Annotated in this window: 17 protein-coding genes and 2 tRNA genes; 4 read left to right on the top strand and 15 right to left on the bottom strand. The window is 64.5% G+C overall.

Going from position 1 to position 19,453, the window contains the following annotated elements:
* Window positions 1–25 precede the first annotated feature (25 nt).
* Genes AC1DJB_RS03345 through thiL form a run of 3 tightly spaced genes read right to left on the bottom strand, consistent with a single transcriptional unit; the run spans window position 26 to window position 4,368 of the window.
* Window positions 26–2,305: an ATP-dependent DNA helicase RecG gene (locus AC1DJB_RS03345; protein WP_441437124.1), complete on the bottom strand. Its 2,280-nt coding sequence runs from the start codon at window positions 2,303–2,305 to the stop codon at window positions 26–28.
* Window positions 2,295–3,332, bottom strand: a complete 1,038-nt coding sequence (locus AC1DJB_RS03340; RefSeq protein ID WP_441437180.1) for a DAK2 domain-containing protein — start codon at window positions 3,330–3,332, stop codon at window positions 2,295–2,297. The genes AC1DJB_RS03345 and AC1DJB_RS03340 overlap by 11 nt, the downstream gene beginning before the upstream one ends.
* Window positions 3,333–3,354: 22 nt before the next feature.
* Complete coding sequence (gene thiL / locus AC1DJB_RS03335; RefSeq protein WP_284988348.1) at window positions 3,355–4,368, bottom strand: thiamine-phosphate kinase; 1,014 nt, start codon at window positions 4,366–4,368, stop codon at window positions 3,355–3,357.
* A gap of 96 nt (window positions 4,369–4,464) precedes the next feature.
* Here thiL and AC1DJB_RS03330 point away from each other — a divergent pair, with 96 nt between their 5' ends.
* The gene (locus AC1DJB_RS03330; RefSeq protein ID WP_441437125.1) at window positions 4,465–4,980 is read left to right on the top strand and encodes a DUF3515 family protein; all 516 of its coding nucleotides are present in this window, start codon (window positions 4,465–4,467) and stop codon (window positions 4,978–4,980) included.
* A gap of 39 nt (window positions 4,981–5,019) precedes the next feature.
* Here AC1DJB_RS03330 and AC1DJB_RS03325 read toward each other — a convergent pair whose 3' ends face one another.
* From AC1DJB_RS03325 to leuC, 6 genes are all read right to left on the bottom strand, one after another.
* Window positions 5,020–6,219, bottom strand: coding sequence for a D-alanine--D-alanine ligase family protein (locus AC1DJB_RS03325; protein ID WP_441437126.1), 1,200 nt, complete (start codon window positions 6,217–6,219; stop codon window positions 5,020–5,022).
* A gap of 2 nt (window positions 6,220–6,221) precedes the next feature.
* Entirely contained in the window at window positions 6,222–7,274 is a 1,053-nt protein-coding gene (locus tag AC1DJB_RS03320; RefSeq protein WP_284988351.1) for an NAD(P)H-dependent glycerol-3-phosphate dehydrogenase, read from the bottom strand.
* Complete coding sequence (locus tag AC1DJB_RS03315; RefSeq protein WP_284988352.1) at window positions 7,271–8,047, bottom strand: lysophospholipid acyltransferase family protein; 777 nt, start codon at window positions 8,045–8,047, stop codon at window positions 7,271–7,273. The genes AC1DJB_RS03320 and AC1DJB_RS03315 overlap by 4 nt, the downstream gene beginning before the upstream one ends.
* Before the next feature lie 11 nt (window positions 8,048–8,058).
* Window positions 8,059–9,384, bottom strand: coding sequence for a UDP-N-acetylglucosamine 1-carboxyvinyltransferase (gene murA, locus AC1DJB_RS03310; RefSeq protein ID WP_059387657.1), 1,326 nt, complete (start codon window positions 9,382–9,384; stop codon window positions 8,059–8,061).
* Window positions 9,385–9,740: 356 nt separating this feature from the next.
* On the bottom strand, window positions 9,741–10,343 hold the full coding sequence (leuD, locus tag AC1DJB_RS03305) for a 3-isopropylmalate dehydratase small subunit (protein WP_059387656.1): 603 nt from the start codon (window positions 10,341–10,343) through the stop codon (window positions 9,741–9,743).
* Between the two features lie 9 nt (window positions 10,344–10,352).
* A complete protein-coding gene (leuC, locus tag AC1DJB_RS03300; protein ID WP_284988353.1) occupies window positions 10,353–11,807 on the bottom strand; it encodes a 3-isopropylmalate dehydratase large subunit in 1,455 nt (484 codons plus the stop codon).
* A 112-nt stretch (window positions 11,808–11,919) separates the two neighbouring features.
* Here leuC and AC1DJB_RS03295 point away from each other — a divergent pair, with 112 nt between their 5' ends.
* On the top strand, window positions 11,920–12,639 hold the full coding sequence (locus AC1DJB_RS03295; RefSeq protein WP_028264661.1) for an IclR family transcriptional regulator: 720 nt from the start codon (window positions 11,920–11,922) through the stop codon (window positions 12,637–12,639).
* Between the two features lie 70 nt (window positions 12,640–12,709).
* Entirely contained in the window at window positions 12,710–13,273 is a 564-nt protein-coding gene (locus AC1DJB_RS03290; protein WP_332601864.1) for a DUF1697 domain-containing protein, read from the top strand.
* Window positions 13,274–13,377: 104 nt separating this feature from the next.
* On the opposite strand, the gene AC1DJB_RS03285 is transcribed toward AC1DJB_RS03290, so the two are convergent.
* Both AC1DJB_RS03285 and AC1DJB_RS03280 read right to left on the bottom strand, forming a co-directional pair.
* A tRNA-Glu gene (locus tag AC1DJB_RS03285) sits at window positions 13,378–13,450 on the bottom strand.
* A gap of 141 nt (window positions 13,451–13,591) precedes the next feature.
* Window positions 13,592–13,663, bottom strand: a tRNA-Gln gene (locus AC1DJB_RS03280).
* A gap of 343 nt (window positions 13,664–14,006) precedes the next feature.
* Between AC1DJB_RS03280 and AC1DJB_RS03275 the strand changes: the two genes are divergently transcribed.
* Complete coding sequence (locus tag AC1DJB_RS03275) at window positions 14,007–15,470, top strand: hypothetical protein (protein WP_476909866.1); 1,464 nt, start codon at window positions 14,007–14,009, stop codon at window positions 15,468–15,470.
* Between the two features lie 10 nt (window positions 15,471–15,480).
* Here AC1DJB_RS03275 and AC1DJB_RS03270 read toward each other — a convergent pair whose 3' ends face one another.
* The 4 genes from AC1DJB_RS03270 to AC1DJB_RS03255 all read right to left on the bottom strand — a co-directional run bounded on the left by AC1DJB_RS03270 (window position 15,481) and on the right by AC1DJB_RS03255 (window position 19,425).
* Window positions 15,481–16,194, bottom strand: a complete 714-nt coding sequence (locus AC1DJB_RS03270; protein ID WP_253257138.1) for an HAD family hydrolase — start codon at window positions 16,192–16,194, stop codon at window positions 15,481–15,483.
* 12 nt (window positions 16,195–16,206) lie between these two features.
* Entirely contained in the window at window positions 16,207–17,721 is a 1,515-nt protein-coding gene (gene gltX / locus AC1DJB_RS03265; RefSeq protein WP_284988356.1) for a glutamate--tRNA ligase, read from the bottom strand.
* 88 nt (window positions 17,722–17,809) lie between these two features.
* Window positions 17,810–18,586: a fumarylacetoacetate hydrolase family protein gene (locus tag AC1DJB_RS03260; RefSeq protein ID WP_059387649.1), complete on the bottom strand. Its 777-nt coding sequence runs from the start codon at window positions 18,584–18,586 to the stop codon at window positions 17,810–17,812.
* Between the two features lie 56 nt (window positions 18,587–18,642).
* On the bottom strand, window positions 18,643–19,425 hold the full coding sequence (locus AC1DJB_RS03255; protein WP_441437128.1) for an MBL fold metallo-hydrolase: 783 nt from the start codon (window positions 19,423–19,425) through the stop codon (window positions 18,643–18,645).
* Window positions 19,426–19,453 lie beyond the last annotated feature (28 nt).

Raw genomic sequence — 19,453 nt, 5'->3', positions numbered from 1 at the left:
AGATGTGCCTTCAGGCGTAGATTCCTTAGCCGCGTTCAAGGAACGCCTCCTTTTCGGGGTTCAGATACTCGTCAATTGCGGCGGCCAAGGCCTGTTGGCCCTCCAGTCCGGGATCGTTGGCAACGAGCCACTGGGCATCGGTGCGGGCGCGGGCGATCACGTCCTCATGCTCCAGGACCCGCAACAACTTCAGGGTGGAGCGCCCGCCGGATTGCGAAGCGCCCAGGATATCGCCTTCCCGGCGCAGCTTGAGGTCTTCCTGGGAAAGCTCGAAGCCGTCGGTAGTGGAAGCAACGGCATCCAGGCGCCTGCGGCTTGGGTGGCCGGGTTCGAGCGTCGTGACCAGCAGGCAAGTCCCCGGAAGACCACCGCGGCCTACCCTCCCACGCAACTGGTGGAGTTGCGAAATGCCGAAGCGGTCGGCGTCGAGGATCACCATCAGGGTGGCGTTATGGACGTCCACGCCCACCTCAATGACCGTGGTGGACACCAGTAGCTGGGTCTGGTTGGCGGTGAACGAGGCCATGGTTTCGGACTTGAGTGCCGGATCCTGCCGTCCGTGGAGGGGCTCCACCCGGACGCCGCGCAGGGCGGGCTCCTGGCTGAGCGTTTCAACGACGGCGGTCACCGAGGCGAGCTCGCGCGCGGGGCCTTCCTCCGAAAGTTCGGCGTCGCTGGGTTCCGCTTCACCCGGGCTGAAGTCGCCGTCGTCGTCGTCTCCGATCTTGGGACACACGACGTACACCTGGTGGCCGGCGTCGATCTCTTCCCGCGAGCGTTTCCAGATCCTGGCCGCCCAGCCCGGGTTTTCGGCGAGCCCGACGACATGGGTGGAGATGGGCGCCCGGCCCGCAGGAAGTTCGTCCAGCACGGAGGTTTCGAGGTCGCCGAAGACGGTCATGGCAACAGTGCGCGGAATCGGGGTAGCCGTCATCACCAGCAGGTGGGGTGGCCGGTTGGCCTTGGCCCGCAGGGCGTCGCGCTGCTCCACGCCAAAGCGGTGCTGCTCATCCACCACGATCAGGCCGAGATCCTGGAACGAGGTTTTGTCACTCAGGAGCGCATGGGTGCCGATCACAATGCCGGCGTTGCCCGAGGCCGCGTCCAGCATGGCTTGCTTGCGGGCAGCAGTCGGCATCGAGCCCGTCAGCAAGGCGACCTGGACCGTGCCGGGTCCACTCCCGGGCTCGCTGTCCAACAATCCGGCCCCGCCCAGCATCCCGGCACCTCCGAACAAACCGTCGCGGGACAGCGTGCCCAGGGTCTTCCGGATGGAATCAAAGTGCTGTGCCGCGAGGACCTCCGTCGGGGCAAGCAGCGCCGCCTGCCCGCCGGCATCCACCACTTGCAGCATGGCCCGCAAGGCGACGATCGTCTTTCCGGAACCAACTTCGCCCTGCAACAAGCGGTTCATGGGCGAGTCCTGTGCCAGCTCGTGGGAAAGCGTCTTTCCGACGGCGGCCTGGCCGGCAGTCAACGTGAACGGAAGCTGCCCGTCGAAGGCAGCGAGGAGCCCTTCGGGCACCGGCCGACGAGCGGTGGCCTCCTCTGCGGCCAACTGGGCCCGCCGCCGTGCCAGCGCAGTCTGCAGAACCAGTGCCTCCTGGTAGCGGAACCGGTCACGGGCGCGCTGCCAGTCAGCCGCCGTTTCCGGAGAATGGATCAGCCGGTACGCGTCCCCCACCCCCAGGAATTTCTCCCGGAACGCGATTTCGGCAGGCAGCGGATCCTCGATGCTGTCCACATCGATGGTGTCCAGCAGCGTGGTGATGACCTTGTGGATGGACCAACTGGTGAGCTTCGCCGTGGCCGGATACACGGGAATGGGCATGGCTGCAAGCTTTTCCGGATCGACGGAACCGGCCAGCTCCGGATCCTCGTCGAGCAGCATGAAGTCCGGATTGGTCATGCCCAGCGATCCGCCGTAGCGGCTGACCTTGCCGGAGAACATCACCCTGCGGCCCGGTTGAAGCTCATTGCGGGCGCGGAAGCCGTTGAAGAAACTGATCTTCAAGGTTCCGGGAATCTGCTCACCGCTGGCCTCGTCCGTCACCACGACGTCCGTCAAAGATCCGCGCCTTGCCCGCATTTGGCGGGTTGAATTGGACAGCACCCTGGCAATGAGGGTGGCCTCTTCATCCAACGGCAGTTTACTGATGGGCGTCAGCTCCCCGCGGCTCAGGTAACGACGGGGAAAGTAGTTCAGGAGCTCCCCGACAGTGTCCAGGCCAAGGTGCTTCTCGATGACGGACGCGGAGCGTTTACCGATCCTCCGCTCGAGGGGAAGGTGAAGCTCAGTATTCATGCCCGTGCAGGCCTGCCGGAAGGCCTGGGTCGCGCGGCATGGAGAGCTGGCTGACGGAGATATCGGTGGGCTCGCCGAGCGAGCGGATGACTGCCACGGCGGATTCAGCTTCCGGAACGTGGACGTGGACGCGCCACCGGTAGCTGGCTTCTGCGGCGTCCTCGTCGTCATCGTCGTCGTCCCCGCCATCATTCGGTCCCGATGGGCCGTTCGCGCTGCCCACTTGGCTCATGATGACGGAGTCGCCAAGTTCGTCCAGCCGCTGACGGAGCGTGGCAGCGTCCAACGGTGAAAGGCTGATGGTGCACATGACCTCGACGCCGTCGTCGTCGGGCATTCCCGCATGGATGTGCGGATCCTGCAGGTCATAGCCGTGCAGCCCGTCCAGGAGCTCATCCTGGAGTTCTTCCCCAAGCACAGCCGAACGCAGGCAGTCCAGGATCAAGAGCATGCCCACCCCACCCGCATCCACTACGTGCGCGGCGTGTAGCGGTGCGAGTTGGTCCTCGGTTTGCACCACAGCATCCAGCGCGGCATTGACGGCGGCGTCCAGGGCAAGGCCCAGCGCCTGGTTGCTGTCGTCGCCGTTGTGGGCACTATCGCATTCGCCTGCCGCCCTGGCGGCAGCTTCGAGAACGGAGAGCATGGTGCCCGGAACCGGCTCGCTCAAGGCCGACCATGCCCTGATCTGGGCCCGGTTCAGGGCTGCGGCAAGCAGGGGCGCACTGAGGCGGGTGTGCCCGACCAGCGGCTCGGCCATTGCGCACAAAAAGACAGCAAAGAGTGTTCCGGAGTTCCCCCGGGCCTGCTCCATCGCCACCCGTCCGGCCGCGGCCAGAACGGCGCCGACGTCGTTCACCGGTTCGTCGGCGATGGAACGATCTGCGAATGATGCCGCGGCGGAGCGGACAGTGAGGTAGAGGTTCGTGCCGGTGTCGCCGTCGGCCACCGGGAAGATATTGATGGCGTTGAGGCGGTCGCTGTGGTTCCCGAGCGTCGTCTCCGCTTTGCCCAGCCACCGCTTCATGGCGTGCGTATTGGCGGCAATCTTAGTCTGCAAAGTGATCCCATCCCACGGTGTCAGCGGGCATTCCCGCTATCCGGACGCCGCTGTGCTGTCCTTCGGCAACGGCCTGGATCGAGCCTATCGCAGTGAAGCCGGAAGGTAGCTGAACATCTGCTGGAAATGTCACCAGCAGGCCGTGGTCCTCTCCCCCGCCCAGGATCCAGTCCATGGGATCGCGGCCAAGGGGAGCCGAGGCAGCTTCCAAGGGTGCGGCGAGTGCCTTGAGCGCGATGGGATCGAGGTCGAGCGCGACGCCGCTGGCTTCGGCGAGGCGGGAGCCGTCGCGCAAGAGCCCGTCGGAGACGTCCATCATGGCCGTCGCTCCTGCCTTGGCAGCCTGCGGGCCTGCGGCGAGGGGCGGCTGCGGCCGGCACTGGCTGTCCATGAGTGCGCGCTGGGCGGCGTCCAGCTTGCCTACGGGTATGGTGCTTTCGAGCAGGGCCAGACCGGCTGCGGCACGTCCAACAGTTCCGGCAAGGGCCAGAATGTCTCCCGGCCGGGCCCCGGACCGCAAGACAGCAGGGAGTCCGTGCATTGTCCCGACGACGGCGACGGTCACCGCGATTTCGCGGCCGCGGCCCAGGTCTCCCCCGGCAACCGAACAATCGGCAGCCCCCAAGCCGACGATGCCGGCCGTGAGGCCATCCGCGAAGTCCACGACCCACTGCACCGGGGTGCCGGGCGGCATGGTCAAGCTGACGACGAGGGAGACGGCGGTACCACCCATTGCGTTGATGTCGCTGAGATTCTGGGCTGCCGATTTCCAGCCGACGTCATAGCCTGTAGTCCGGTATCCGTTGTTCCATTCCAGGCGGAAGTCCTGGTCCTGGGTCTGGGTGTCGATGGAAATGAGGGTCCGGCCATCCGGGGCGGCGACGACTGCGGCGTCATCCCCCGGCCCGAGCAGCACGCTGTTGCTGTGGTTCAGGCGCGGAAAGATGCGCGCGAGGAGCTCGCCTTCGGAGAGCTCACCGACAGTCTGTTGTTCTTTGGACACAGCTCTACGCTATCGCGAACCGCCGACAACAAAGAGCTGTCCGTGGCGCCCGCTTCCCCGATCCTCGGCTCGCCGCAGCCGCGATAGGCTTGATCAATGCATCAAACGAAAGCCGCTGTGTACGTCCGCGCCCTCTGTTCCTTGACAGCCGCGGCGGCTTCGGTGCTTGCCCTTGCAGCCTGCTCCCCCGTGGTCGACGTGAAGCCCGCGGCCGATGCGCCGAATGCTGCCTGCGCGCCCATGATGGTGTCGCTCCCGGACACCATCGGCGACGCCGCCCTGCGGAAGACCAATAGCCAGGCCACGGCGGCATGGGGCGACCCGTCGGTGTTGATTCTGCGTTGCGGCGTCAACGTCCCCGGCCCCACCACCGACCGCTGCGTCACCGTCAACGACGTCGACTGGGTCATCAAGGAAGGCGACCCGGTATGGACCCTGACCACGTACGGGCGCGAGCCCGCCACGGAAATCCTCATGGACCCGAACAAGATCAGCTCCGCCACGGTCCTTGCCGATCTGGCGCCTGCGGCGGCGAAAATCAAGGCCGTGCGCAAATGCGTCGGCCAGCCTGAGCTGCTGCAGAACCTGCCCACGAGCACCCCCGGCAAGTAGCAGGCTCAGCCCAGGCCGGTCGTCGGCGCCGGCCGGCTATTAGCGCAGGCCGGTTTTGCGGTTGAGCGCCAGGTAGATGAGTTCGTCGATCAACTCGGCATAGCCCAACCCGGAAGCCGCCCACATTTGCGGATACATGCTCTTCGGGGTGAATCCGGGCATGGTGTTGATCTCGTTGATGATAAGTTCGCCGTCCGGAGTGTAGAAAAAGTCCACGCGGCTGAGGCCTTCGGCACCGACCGCATCGAACGCGGCCGCCGCGAGCTCGCGGACGCGCGCAATAGCCTCGTCGGGAATGTCGGCCGGGCAGCTAAGGGCTGCTGCGCCGTCCTCCACATATTTGGCGTTGAAGTCGTAGAACTCGTGTTCTCCTGGAGCGACGGCGATTTCCCCCGGCATGGAGGTTCGCGGGGCCGCAGTGCCACGTCCTTCAAGGACTGCGCACTCGATTTCGCGGCCAACAATGCCGGCCTCGATCACCAGCTTGAGGTCGTGCCGCCGTGCTTCTTCGATGGCGGCATCCAAATCGTCCATCGAATCAACCTTGGAAATTCCCATCGAGGAACCGGCGCGGGCGGGCTTCACGAAGACGGGAAAGCCGAGACGGTCCACGCGCTTGCGCACGGCTTCGGCGTCGTTGATCCATTCGCGGTCAGTGACGGCGACATACTGTCCCACGGTAAGCCCGGCGGCCTCGAAAACGACCTTCATGTAGTGCTTGTCCATGCCGACGGCGGATGCGAGGACTCCCGCTCCAACGTAGCGGGTGTCCGAGAGCTCCAAGAGGCCCTGGATGGTGCCGTCTTCGCCCCACGGGCCGTGCAGGAGCGGAAAGACGACGTCCACGGAGCCCAGTTCCTCGGGCACCGCATTTGGCGCCGTGACGATCAATTGGTGGGCTCCGCCCACCTCGGCGAGGGTTACGGTCTTGCCGGAAGGCAGCACTTCAGGCAAGGCCGAGGCGCTCAGCGACCACTGGCTGATGTCAGCCGAGGGAATCACCCACTGGCCCGACTTGGCTATCCCTATGGGGACGACGTCGTACTTGCTCTTGTCGATGGCGCCCATAACGCCGGCCGCCGTCACGCAGCTGACCGCGTGCTCGCTGGATCGGCCACCAAAGAGCACGGCGACGCTGGGCCGCCGATGTTTGGCCGGCTTCGCGGACCCGGCAGTTCCGGCAGAAGCGGTTGTTCCGGCGGACTCAGCGGTTTCGGCAGACAGGGATTCTTCGGTCACGGTCAGTAATCGCCTTCGGACTTCAGGGAGCGGGCCAGGAGTCTGGGCCCAAGTTCATCAACGGACAGTTTGCCTTCGAGGACGGCCACAACGGCCGCGGTGATCGGCATGTCGACACCGAGTTTCCCGGCTAGTTCGTAGACAGCGTACCCGGATTTGATGCCTTCCGCCGTCTGAGTCATGTGCTCGGTGACCTGTTCAAGGGTCAAACCTTCGCCGAGCAACCGCCCGGCCGTGTGGTTTCGGGACAAGGGCGAAGAACAGGTAGCCACGAGGTCTCCCAGTCCGGCAAGTCCGGCCATCGTGCGCGCTTCGCCGCCCAGGGCAAGAGCCAGCCTCGATGTCTCCGCGAGGCCGCGAGTGATCACGGACGCCTTGGTATTGTCGCCCATTTGCTTGCCTTCGCAGATACCGACGGCAAGGGCAATGACGTTTTTCACGATTCCCCCGATTTCGACGCCGACCACGTCGTTGCTCGTGTAGGGGCGGAAGTACGGCGCGGTGCAGTAGAGCGCGAACGATGCAGCCGTGGCTTCGTCGCTGCAGGCCACCACAGAGGCTGTCGGTTCCTGGCGGGCGATCTCCATTGCCAGGTTGGGTCCCGAAACAACGGCCACGCGTTCCTGCGGAATGTCGAGTTCCTCGGAAATGACTTCGCTCATGCGGGAATCCGTACCGAGTTCAAGGCCCTTCATGAGGGAAACGACTACGGCGCCGGGTGCCACGAGCGGTTTCCATTTGCGCAGTTGAAGCCGAAGCGACTGCGCCGGCACGGCGAGGATCACGATTCCGGCGCCCGCAAGGACCTCGGCCACATCCGTTGAAGCCGTGATGGAGTCCGGCAGTGCAATGTCCTTCAGGTACTGCGTGTTGCGGTGCTCCGCGTTGATCTGGTCGACCACTTCGTCCCGCCGGCCCCAAATGCGGATACTGCGCTCCGCACCGCTCGCAAGTGCAGCATCAGCCAGGACCTTCGCGAACGTCGTACCCCAGGATCCCGCGCCAAGCACAGCCACAACGCCTTTGTCGGCGATGAGTTCTTCCCCGGAAGTCACTTCAGTCCGTCCGTGCCATCGGTGCCCGCGGTTCCCTCAGTCGCTTGGAAGCGGCCGTGCTTCGACTGATTGTGGGCAGCAGGGTCCCAGCGTTCCTTGGGCGGTTCTTCCCCGCGCAAGGTAGCAAGAAGCTCCGTGATGGCAACCATGATGATGTCCGTAGCCTCAACCAGGGTGGCCCGGTCCAGCGGCCGGCCCTGGAAAGCGCTGAGGTCCACGGGATCGCCTACCAGGATGCGGGATGTCTTCCGCGGGAACACGTGCAGGCGTTTGGCGTAACGGGGAAACACCTCATGGGCACCCCAATGGGCAATGGGAACCACAGGGGCACCCGTCTGGATTGCCAGGCGGGCAGCTCCCGTGTGGCCCTTCATCGGCCACAAATCCGGATCGCGCGTCAGGGTACCCTCCGGATAGATGATGATGGCGCCGCCGGCATCCACCACTTCCTGGGCGGCTTGCAACGAGCGGTTCGCCCCCGTCGTCGAGCGCTCCACGGGAATCTGGTTCGTGGCGCGCAACAGGCTGCCGAGGACCGGCGCCTTGAAGAGGCCCGCCTTCGCGAGGAAATGCGGCGGACGCTTCATGTTGTAGAGCATGTGCCCCACGACGATGGGGTCGATCTCGGTGCAGTGGTTCGGGGCGGCGATGAAGCCACCCGCGGGAAGCTTGTCGGTCCCCTCCCACTTCTTTGCCATGAGGACGTTCATGAGCGGTCGTGCAAGTCCCGCAAGAACAGCGAACATGGCACGGCTCTGGGCCGATTCCTTCAAGGTGTCCCCCGTTACTTGGATTCGGTGAGGTCGAAATCGGCGCCCAGGCCGGCGAGCTTTTCGGTGAAGCGCTCGTAGCCGCGGTTGATGATGTCGATCCCGGTCACCCTGGACGTGCCGGTCGCGGCGAGCGCCGCAATGAGGTGGCTGAATCCGCCACGGAGGTCGGGGATGTCGATGTCGGTTCCCCTGAGCGGAGTGGGTCCTGAGACGACGGCGGAGTGCAGGAAGTTGCGCTGGCCGAAGCGGCAGGGCACGCTTCCGAGGCATTCACGGTGGACCTGGATGGTTGCGCCCATGCGGGTCAGGGCGTCGGTGAAGCCGAAGCGGTTTTCGTACACGGTTTCGTGGACGATCGACACGCCTTCAGCCTGGGTCAGGGCGACCACCAGGGGCTGTTGCCAGTCGGTCATGAAGCCCGGGTGCACATCCGTCTCAAGGACGAGCGGGCTCAGCTTTCCGCCAGGGTGGTAGAAACGGATGCCGTCCTCGCGGATGTCCATTCCGCCGCCCACCTTGCGGTAGGTGTTGAGGAACGTCATCATGTCCCGCTGGGAAGCGCCCTCCACGAAGATGTCTCCCCGGGTCACCAAGGCAGCCGAAGCCCACGACGCCGATTCGTTGCGGTCTGCCAGTGCGCGGTGGTCGTAGCCACCCAGGTCCCGAACGCCCTCGATCCGGATGGTGCGATCGGTCTGGACGCTGATGATGGCACCCATCTTCTGCAGCACAGCGATGAGGTCGATGATTTCGGGTTCGGTGGCGGCACCGCTGAGTTCGGTGATGCCCTCGGCGCGGGTGGCACTCAGCAGGACCTGTTCCGTGGCTCCCACCGACGGGTACGGGAGTGAGATCTTGGCGCCGTGAAGTCCCTTGGGAGCGGAGATGTGGATGCCGCCCGGGCGCTTTTCGACGACGGCGCCAAACTGGCGGAGCACGTTCAGGTGGTAGTCGATGGGCCGGTCGCCGATCTTGCAGCCACCGAGATCGGGAATGAAAGCTTCTCCGATCGCATGGATCAAGGGACCGCAGAGCAGGATCGGGATACGGGAGTCCCCGGCGTGCGCGTCGATCGCGGTGCTGGACGCTGTCTTCGCATTCTTGGGATCCAGAGTGAGATCGCCGGTGACGGGATCCTTCTGCACAGTCACGCCGTGGAGCTGCAAGAGGCTGGTGACCACCTCGACGTCCTTGATTTCCGGGACGTTCCGCAGCACCGACGGTTCGTTGCCGAGGAGGGAAGCCACCATGGCCTTGGGAACAAGGTTCTTGGCACCTCTGACGGTGACGCGGCCAGTCAAAGGGACGCCGCCGCGGATTGTCAGAACACTACTCATCTATACCGGTTTCCTCACGAGTTGATGCCCCCACACTTACGAAGGCTCCAGCTAAGCATAAAAGCTGACGTTACCGATTCGAAATGCCGGGGCGCGGCGAAGGCCGGCTTTCAGCGACGCGGGGTCGCTTACGGCCCATGTTGCCGCCCGGCATGGGCCGTAAGTGACCCCGCGTTCGTGCCCGATCCATGGATAACCCCTCATTCCAACCCCAACGACAACCATGACGCTGCACAACGCCGGGATCAGGCCATGGCCACATCCCGCGAAACGCGTCACGCACACGGAAAGGACCGGCGCACCCGTTCTTTCGGGTGCACCGGTCCTTTCAAGGTACGGAAGCTGCTCGGTTCGCGCTACTGGGTGCGTGCCGGCAGGGTTTTCGGTTTGAAGGAAGGCCTTGTGGCCTCGTAGGCCGTGATGTCTTCCTCGTGCTGGAGCGTCAGTCCGATGTCATCCAGGCCCTCGAGGAGGCGCCAGCGGGTGTAGTCATCGATCTCGAAAGGTGCGACGACGTTTCCGCACTCAACGGTCTTGGACACGAGGTCCACCTTGACTTCGGTGCCGGGCGCGTTTTCAAGGACTTTCCAGATGAGCTCGATGTCGTCCTGGGCAAGCTCGGCCGCCAGGAGGCCTTGCTTTCCCGAGTTGCCGCGGAAAATATCCGCGAACCGGGACGAGAGCACGGCTTTGAAGCCGTAGTCCTTCAGCGCCCAGACTGCGTGCTCGCGGGATGAACCGGTACCGAAATCGGGTCCCGCCACCAGTACGGAGCCGGCGTTGAAGGGTTCCTGGTTGAGGATGAAGGACGGGTCCTTCCGCCACGCCGAGAACAGGGCGTCCTCGAAACCGGTACGCGTAATCCGCTTCAAGTAGACCGCGGGAATGATCTGGTCCGTGTCCACATTGCTCTGGCGCAGCGGGACACCGATGCCGGTGTGGGTGGTGAACTTTTCCATGGGGCCCTCCTAGGCGGCGTCGGTGGTGGTGGATGCGGAAACAGAGGCGGGCTCCAGGTCCGAAGGCGAGCTCAGCGTTCCGCGGACTGCCGTGGCTGCGGCGACTACCGGCGAAACCAGGTGGGTACGTCCGCCCTTGCCCTGGCGTCCTTCGAAGTTGCGGTTCGAGGTGGAGGCACAGCGCTCCCCCGGTTCCAGCTGGTCCGGATTCATGCCCAGGCACATGGAGCAACCGGCGAAGCGCCATTCAGCGCCGAATTCCTTGAACACCTTGTCCAGGCCCTCGGCTTCGGCTTCAAGGCGGACGCGTGCCGAGCCGGGGACCACGAGCATGCGGACCTTGGGGTCCTTTTCGCGCCCGCGTATGACATCGGCGGCGGCCCGGAGGTCCTCGATGCGGGAGTTCGTGCAGGATCCGAGGAAGACCGTGTCCACCCGGATGTCCTTCATGGGCGTCCCGGCTTCGAGGCCCATGTACTGCAGCGCGCGCTCGGCAGCCAGCTTGGCGTTCTCGTCACCGAAGTCCGCGGGGAACGGCACTGCCTCGTTGAGCGAAATGCCCTGGCCCGGGTTGGTCCCCCAGGTCACGAACGGCTCCAAGGTATCGGCGTCGAGGTCCACCTCGACGTCGAAAGTTGCGTCGTCGTCGGTGTGCAGCGTGTTCCAGTATTCGACGGCGGCATCCCACTCGTCGCCCTGGGGGGCGTGCGGGCGGCCGTACATGTAGTCGTACGTCGTCTGGTCCGGGGCCACCAGGCCAGCGCGGGCGCCGGCCTCGATGGACATGTTGCAGATGGTCATGCGGGCATCCATGGAGAGCGCCCGGATGGCCGAGCCGCGGTACTCCAGGACGTAGCCCTGCCCGCCGCCGGTGCCGATCTTGGCAATGACTGCAAGGATGATGTCCTTCGCCGAAACGCCCGGACGCAGGGTGCCTTCAACGTTGATGGCCATGGTCTTGAACGGCTTGAGGGACAGCGTCTGGGTGGCCATGACGTGTTCCACCTCGGAAGTGCCGATACCCATGGCGAGTGCTCCGAAGGCGCCGTGGGTCGAGGTGTGTGAATCGCCGCAGACAACCGTCATGCCGGGCTGGGTGAGGCCCAGCTGGGGTCCGACAACGTGCACAATGCCCTGCTCGGCGTCGCCGAGCGAGTGCAGGCGGACTCCGAACTCCTTGCAGTTGTTCCGCAAGGTCTGGATCTGGGTGCGGCTGGTCAGATCGGCAATCGGCTTGTCGATGTCCAGGGTCGGAGTGTTGTGGTCCTCCGTGGCGATCGTGAGGTCCGGGCGGCGCAGGGGTCGTCCAGCAAGGCGCAAGCCCTCAAAGGCCTGCGGGGAGGTCACCTCATGCACGAGGTGCAGGTCGATGAACAGAAGATCGGGCTGGGCGTTGGCTCCTTCGCCTTCGCCCTTGCGCACCACGTGCGCATCCCAAACTTTCTCGGCCAGTGTCTTTCCCACGGCCTGCTCCCTTCACTGCGGTTGGCTTGACTACTTCCACTGAACATCAGTGATCCGAACTGCGCCAGTGAAACAACTTGCATCTCAGATATTGAGACGGCAATATCATTACATGGACAATTCTAGTGGAGTCGGCGTCATCGATAAAGCGGCCCAGGTGCTCGACGCACTTGAGGCGGGGCCAACCACCTTGGCTCAACTTGTGGCGGCAACAGGGCTGGCCCGCCCCACGGTGCACCGCCTTGCGCTGGCGCTCGTCCACCACCGCCTCGTGAGCCGCGACATCCAAGGGCGTTTTGTCCTCGGCAGCCGCCTTGTCGAGCTTGCTTCGGCAGCCGGCGAAGACCGGCTCATCGCTTCCGCAGGCCCCGTCTTGATCCAGTTGCGCGACGCCACCGGAGAGAGCGCCCAGATCTTCCGACGCCAGGGCGACTGGCGCGTCTGCGTTGCCTCGGCCGAACGTCCGATCGGCCTGCGCGACACCATTCCCGTAGGCACACAGCTCTCCATGAAGGCCGGCTCCGCCGCCCAGATCCTGCTGGCATGGGAAGACCACGACCGTCTCTTGGACGGGCTTCAGAACGCCCGGTTCACGCCGACAGTGCTGGCAGGAGTACGACGCCGGGGCTGGGCCCAGAGCCTCGGCGAACGCGAGCCTGGAGTCGCCTCGGTCTCCGCACCCGTGCGGGGCCCTTCCGGCCGGGTCATTGCTGCGGTGTCCATCTCCGGCCCCATCGAGCGCCTGACCCGCCAGCCCGGACGCCTGCATGCCGAAGTCGTCTGCAACGCCGCCCGGGTACTGACCGAAGCCCTGCGCAAGAACAACGACTAAGCGCTTCCCGTTTCCCGCCAGCCTCCCCGTCTGCGCCCCTCCTGCAGACGGGCGCAGGTAGGGTAGGCGCATGAACAGCTTTGCCGTGTTCCTGCGCGGGATCAACGTGGGCGGGATCAACATCAAGATGGCCGACCTCAAAGCAGCCCTGAAGGCGTACCCCTTCACCGACGTCAAGACCTTGCTGGCCAGCGGCAACGTGGTGCTCCGGAGCGAGCTCGACGCAGCGGGAGTCAAGGACGAATTCGAAAAGTGCTTGAGGTCGGCATTTGGCTACGACGCCTGGGTGGTGGTCCTGAGCTCCGAAAGGGTTGCCGAACTAGTGGAAGCCTGCCCCTATCCGGCAGACGATAAAACCACGCACAGCTACATCACGCTCGCCTCGGACGCGGCCATGCTGGACGAACTATTCAACGCCGGCGCGGCCCTCGGCGCACCAGGGCAGGGCGGCGTCGAGCAAGTCCGGCTGGGTCCCGAGGCGACGGCGTGGCTAGCCCCGGCGGGAGGAACCTTGGACAGCCCCTTCAGCAAGCTCTCCGCGAAGACCCGCTACAAGGCGAGCACCACCACGCGGAACCTCCGCACGCTCATCAAGGTCAGGGATGCTGCAGAGGCCCTTCAGAAGACCACCTGAGCTGCCAGCCGTACTGCTCCCCCTTTATTGAGGGGAGAAATCCACACGAACTTTGGGCAAAGAAAAATCCCCCGGAACCTGATGGTTCCGGGGGATTCATTTTGTGACCCCAGCGGGATTCGAACCCGCGTTACCGCCGTGAGAGGGCGGCGTACTAGGCCGCTATACGATGGGGCCTTGCACTTTGTTTTACTGCCATATTGAATACCGCTTCCGGCATTCAAGCTGAATGAGTATTTCATACATCCAGCATTGTTTCAAATCGGCGAACCGTTTTGAAACTCCAAATTCCCGCGCAAATTCGCGGATTATTCAGAGCTGGGATACCAGGACTCGAACCTAGAATGACGGTACCAGAAACCGTAGTGTTGCCAATTACACCATATCCCATTGGCGCTTTTAGGCCGGATTCGATGGCGTAAACCTTCGCTCCGTGCCCCTCAGCACGAGTAATTACTTTACCCGAGACTTTCGATGCACACAAATCGACCGCGCACGCCCGCGCCCGCCCGATGCGCACCTCGACAATCCCCCGGCAAGGATGACGACATCGAAAAAACCCTTGCAATCGGCAGGGTCTTAGCTTTACTCTCGGTAAGTTACCAATCGGTAACCAACGCCACGCACTTGTTTCGTGGCACAGCTACAGGCCGGGTCGCCTGTTAGCTGCGTCACATGGGGGGATCCCTGGCAGCAGCGCCGCTGTCGGGAAAGTCATCGAGAGGAATTGCCCATGACACCGAACCCTGCAACTGCCACCAGAACGCGGAGCCGTGCCCAGATAATCGCCATTGCCGTGCTCGCACTCCTGTTGATCGCGCTCCTCGGCTTCTACACCCTGGTCATTGGGAAGATCGCGGCGGGGTCGGCGCAGCTGAATGACGGCGCAGGCCAGGCATCCGCCGGCGCAGGCCAGCTCAAGGACGGCGCGGCAAGGCTTGCGGGTGGAGCTGCGGAAGCCGGGACAGGTGCGGCCAAGCTGGCTGATGGCGCCTCAAAAGTCCAAAACGGAATCCAAGGCAAACTAGCCCCGGGAGCCCAGCAGTTGAAGGACGGAGCCGACAAACTCGCAACTGGGGCCGTGAAAATCCAGAATGACGTCAACGCCAAGCTTGCGCCGGGAGTCTACAAAGTGGACGACGGCGCACAGAAGCTCGCGGCGGGTGCCCTGCAGCTTTCAGCGGCACTGACTCCGACGCCGGGCGGCAATGCTGAAAACAATCTCGGAGACGGCGCCACCCAACTAAACAACGGTGCGAACCAGCTCAACAGCGGAGCCGCCCAGCTCAACTCCGGTGCCGCCCAACTCGATGCAGGTGCTTCCAGGCTCGCGGCGGGCACCGACCAGCTGAAAGGCTACCCGGGTGCCGGAGACGATCCCACCAAGGGAACCGGTTCCGCTGCGTTGGCCCAGGGGCTCCAGCAGCTCGCCGACGCCGCCAACGGTATCCAGGGCGTGGTGCCCCTGGCAACGCTGAAGGCCCAGATCAATGCGCTCAACGACGGCGCGCACCGCCTTGACGCCGGAGCCTCGCAATTGCAGGCCGGAGCTGGCCAGCTTTCGGCCGGAGCGGCGCAACTGCACGCCGGCACCGGACGGCTCGCCGACGGCACCGGGAAGCTGGCAGCAGGGAACGGCAAACTGGCGGACGGTTTCGCCATCCTCGCCCAGAAGCTCAACAGCCAGGATCCGGCGTCCCCGGGCGTGGTTCTGGGAACCCAAATGCTCGCCGATGGAACCGCGAAGATCCGCGTGGGCATGGACGGCGTACCTGGCGACCCTGAGCATCCGGGCCTCCTCAAAGCCACCGCCAGCATGACGGACGGCACGTCCCGCTTGGCTGCAGGCACGGACTCGCTGATGACAGGGATCAAGGGCAGCCCTGCTGATCCTTCCTCACCCGGTCTTCTTGACGGTTCCACTGCGTTGGCAGCGGGCGCCTCCAAGTTGTCCGATGGAAACGCCAAACTGGCAGCAGGCTCAGCCCAGTTGTCCACCGGTGCCGACAAACTCGCGGACGGAAATGCGCGGATCGCGGCGGGCACCGCGGAACTGCATCAAGGAGCTGCGGCGGTGTCGCCGTCGAGCATGGCTGAAAAGTCGGATACCGGCACGGCGCTCGGACTTGTGGGCGTCCTGGGAGCGGGTTCCATCGGAACGTTCGTGTTCCTGCGGAAGTTCCGGCTGGGGGCTTAGCTGCAGAGCTTCAGGCGAGCAGTCGGGTCAAGGAGTCTATTTCCCGGCCGGAAAAGTCGGAGGCGAGCTCACCAGTGCGATTCAACCAGATGCCCAGCAATCCGGCAGCAGTGGCGCCGTCGGCGTCGAGAAGGCGGTTGTCTCCCACAAAAAGGGTCTCGGCCGGGGTGGTGCCCAAGCGACGGACCCCTTCCAGGTAAATGGCGGGGTCCGGCTTGGGCACGCCTACGGTGTCCGTTCCGACAAGGACCGAGACCCGGGCAAGCCCCGCGCTATCGAGCTTGACCCGCTGGTAGTCGTGAACGTTGTTGCTCACGGCGCCGTAGGGGATGCCCGCGGCGTCGAGAGCGTCGAGGACGGGCAGGACGTCGCTGAACGCCCTGACATAACTGGGCTGTAGGCGCGAGTAGTCATTGAGCCACGTGTGGGAGTCCTCTCCCCCGAGCTCCACGCCGAAATGCCCAAGGGCCGCGCGGCCACGGAGGAGCCGCTGCTCGTTGAACGTCAATTCACCGGCTAGGTACCGGTCATAGAAATGCGTGGTTTCGTGCGTGAAGATCCGTCCGAACTTCTCCCACCCGGCCTGGTCCAGGCCGGGCAGGAGGTGTTCGCTCACGTCACGCAAGGCCGTGGTCATGGCGTACTCAAGGTCCACCAGGGTGTCGTCGATGTCGAACAGGACACCGCGGACCGTGCCGAATGACTCATGAAGTGCGTTGATCACGGAGTGCCTGAACTAGCCGCGGAACGCGCGCAGGCGGGTGAGCGAGGAATCCTTGCCCAGGATGACCATCGATTCGAACAGCGGCGGCGAGATGCGGCGGCCGGAGATTGCCGTGCGCACCGGGCCGAACGCGAGGCGCGGCTTGATCCCAAGACCTTCCACCAACGCTTGCTTGAGCGCTGCCTGGATGCTTTCCGCTGTCCAGTCGGCGAGGGGTTCCAGCGCAACCAACGCGGCGTCCAGCACCTCGACCAGGTTCTCGGGAAGTCCCTTGCGGGCGTCCTCGGCGATGTCGATCGCGTCGTCCTTCTTGAACAGGAAGGCGAGCATCTCGGGAGCTTCGCCCAGCAGGGTGATTCGTTCCTGGACCAGCGGCGCGGACTCGGCAAGGATCTCTTCCTGGCGCGGAGTCAGGATCTCCCCCACGAAACCTGCGGCACGCAGGTACGGCACGAGCCTCTGACGGAAGTCCTCGGGCGTGAGCATGCGCACGTGCGTACCGTTGATGGCCTCGGCCTTCTTGATATCGAAGCGCGCAGGGTTGCCCAGGACATCGTGGATATCGAAGTTGGCCACGAGCTGCTCCACGGTGAAGATATCCTCATCGGCGCTCAGCGACCAGCCCAGGAGTGACAGGTAATTGAGCAATCCTTCACGGATGAACCCACGTTCACGGTGCAGGAACAGGCTGGATTCCGGATCGCGCTTGGAAAGCTTCTTGTTGCCCTGGCCCATGACATAGGGAAGGTGGCCGAACTCGGGCATGTACTCAGCCACGCCGATGGCGTAAAGCGCGCGGTAGAGGGCGATCTGCCGGGGAGTGGAGCTGAGCAGGTCCTCGCCGCGGAGGACGTGCGTGATGCCCATGAGTGCATCGTCCACGGGGTTCACGAGCGTGTACAGCGGAGCTCCATTGGCACGCACCACAGCGAAGTCAGGCACGGATCCCGCCTTGAACGTGATCTCCCCGCGCACAAGGTCGTTGAAGGTCAGGTCTTCGTCCGGCATGCGCAGGCGCAGCACGGCATTGCGGCCCTCGGCCTTGTACTGGGCGAGCTGTTCCTCGGTGACGTGCCGGTCAAAGCCGTCGTAGCCGAGCTTCGGATCCCGCCCTGCGGCGCGGTGCCGTGCTTCGATCTCCTCGGGAGTGGAGTACGACTCATAGATGTGACCGCCGGCCTTGAGCTTGGCGATGACGTCCTGGTACATGTCGCTGCGCTGCGACTGGCGGTACGGTTCGTGCGGCCCGCCAACCTCGACGCCCTCGTCCCAGTCGATGCCGAGCCACTTCAACGCGTCAAGCAGTTGGTGGTAGCTCTCCTCGCTGTCGCGGGCCGAATCGGTGTCCTCGATCCGGAAAATCAGCTTGCCACCCGTATGCCGCGCGTAGGCCCAGTTGAAGAGGGCCGTGCGGATCAACCCAACGTGCGGAGTTCCCGTAGGTGAGGGGCAGAACCGGACGCGGACCGGGGTTTCGGCGTTCACGGCGGGAATGGCGGCAGAGTTCGGCGCAGCAACAGTAGTCATAGTGGTTCCAACTTTACCCCGTGGCGGTGGGCGGAATGCCCAGTGCCAGCGGGTCCAGAGCGACCGGCTGGGCGGAACGCCGAGCCTCTTAGCGGCGGACTACCGGGTTGGACAAGCGGCCGATGCCTTCGATCTCGATCTCGTAGCGGTCGCCCTCCTGGACCAGCCCGACGCCGGCAGGAGTCCCGGTCATGATGACATCACCCGGAAGCAGGGTGAAAGCCTGCGAAACGATCGACACCAGCTCGCGCACGCTGCGGATCATCTGGTTCGTGCTGCCGTCCTGGCGAAGTTCGCCATTGAGCCAGCCCTTGATGGCCAGGTCTTCGGGATCGAGTTCCGTCTCGATCCACGGGCCGAGCGGCGCGGAGGTGTCAAAGCCCTTGGCACGCGCCCACTGCAGGTCCGTCTTCTGGACGTCGCGGGCCGTGAGGTCGTTGCCGCAGGTGTAACCGAAAATGACGTCGTCCACGCGGTCCTCGGGCACGTCCTTGCAAATGCGGCCGATGACGACGCAGAGTTCCGCTTCGAAGGAGACTTCCTCCGAGAACTCAGGCAACACGATCGGATCGTTGGGGCCAACGACGGCGGTATTCGGTTTCAGGAACAGCAAGGGGTGCTGCGGAACTTCATTACCGAGTTCCCGGGCATGCTCGGCGAAGTTCCGTCCGACGCCGATGACCTTGCTGCGGGGAATAATCGGGGCCAGAAGGCGAACGTCCTCCAGCTTGTGGCGGACCGAGGTCCGCTCGACGCCGTTGAAGAAGGGGTCGCCGTGGATGACAGTGATCATTTCACTGCCTGGCTCACCTTCAACGACGCCGTAGACGGGATCAGAATCAACAACAAACCGGGCGATACGCATGGGTTCTAGCGTACCGTCCGCCGGCGGCCGCTATGCGCGCACTGAAGAGGTGCCTGCTAGCCGCGCAGATAGTCCAATTGCGCCGCCACCGAAGTTTCAGCTGCCCAGCGCACGGAAGGATCGACGTCGGGATACACCGCATCGGTGACAGCTTGGACTTCGGCTTGGGCGCCGAGCCGCGCGAGTGCTTCACGGATTTGGTCCAGGCGCATCTCCCTGTGGGCCCGGTACTCGCGGCACACGGCGTCGACGGCTGGCAGGACGGGGCCGTGTGCGGGCAACAGCGTCGCCGGACCGAGGCTTTCGAGCTTGTCGAGGCTGGAGAGGTAATCCCCCAGCCGTCCGTCAGGATAGTCCAGGACGGTGGTGCCCCGCCCCAGGATGGTATCGCCCGTCAGCACCGAGCCGTCCGGTCCGTCGCCCGGAAGGTGGAAGCAGACTGAGTCCGAGGTATGGCCCGGCGTGGCAAGAACCCGGATCTCAACGCCTCCGGCCTCGATGACCTCGCCACCGCGCAACGGCTCGCCGCCGTGGCAATAGGCGGGATCCGCCGCACGGACGGGCGCGCCGGTGAGTTCGTGGAACACCGCAGAGGCCTCGGTGTGGTCCTTGTGGCAATGGGTGATGAGAACGAGCTCCACAGGCCCCGCGGTGGCCAGGGCCGCGAGGTGCGATTCGTCGAGCGGCCCGGGATCCACGACGACCACTCCAGCAGCGTCCGGCGCGGCAATGACGTACGAGTTGGTGCCGTCAAGGCTCATCGGACCCGGATTAGGCGCGAGCCGCGAGCGGGTGAGGTGGCTGCTGTTCTGGAAAGTGGCGTCATTGACCGGATTCACTTCTCCATCTTGGCACACGCCAAGTGGC

This window comes from Arthrobacter sp. 01T428 (assembly GCF_056398685.1).
The sequence above is the reverse complement of the archived record's forward strand: the minus strand, read 5'-3'. Positions and strand labels throughout refer to the sequence as shown.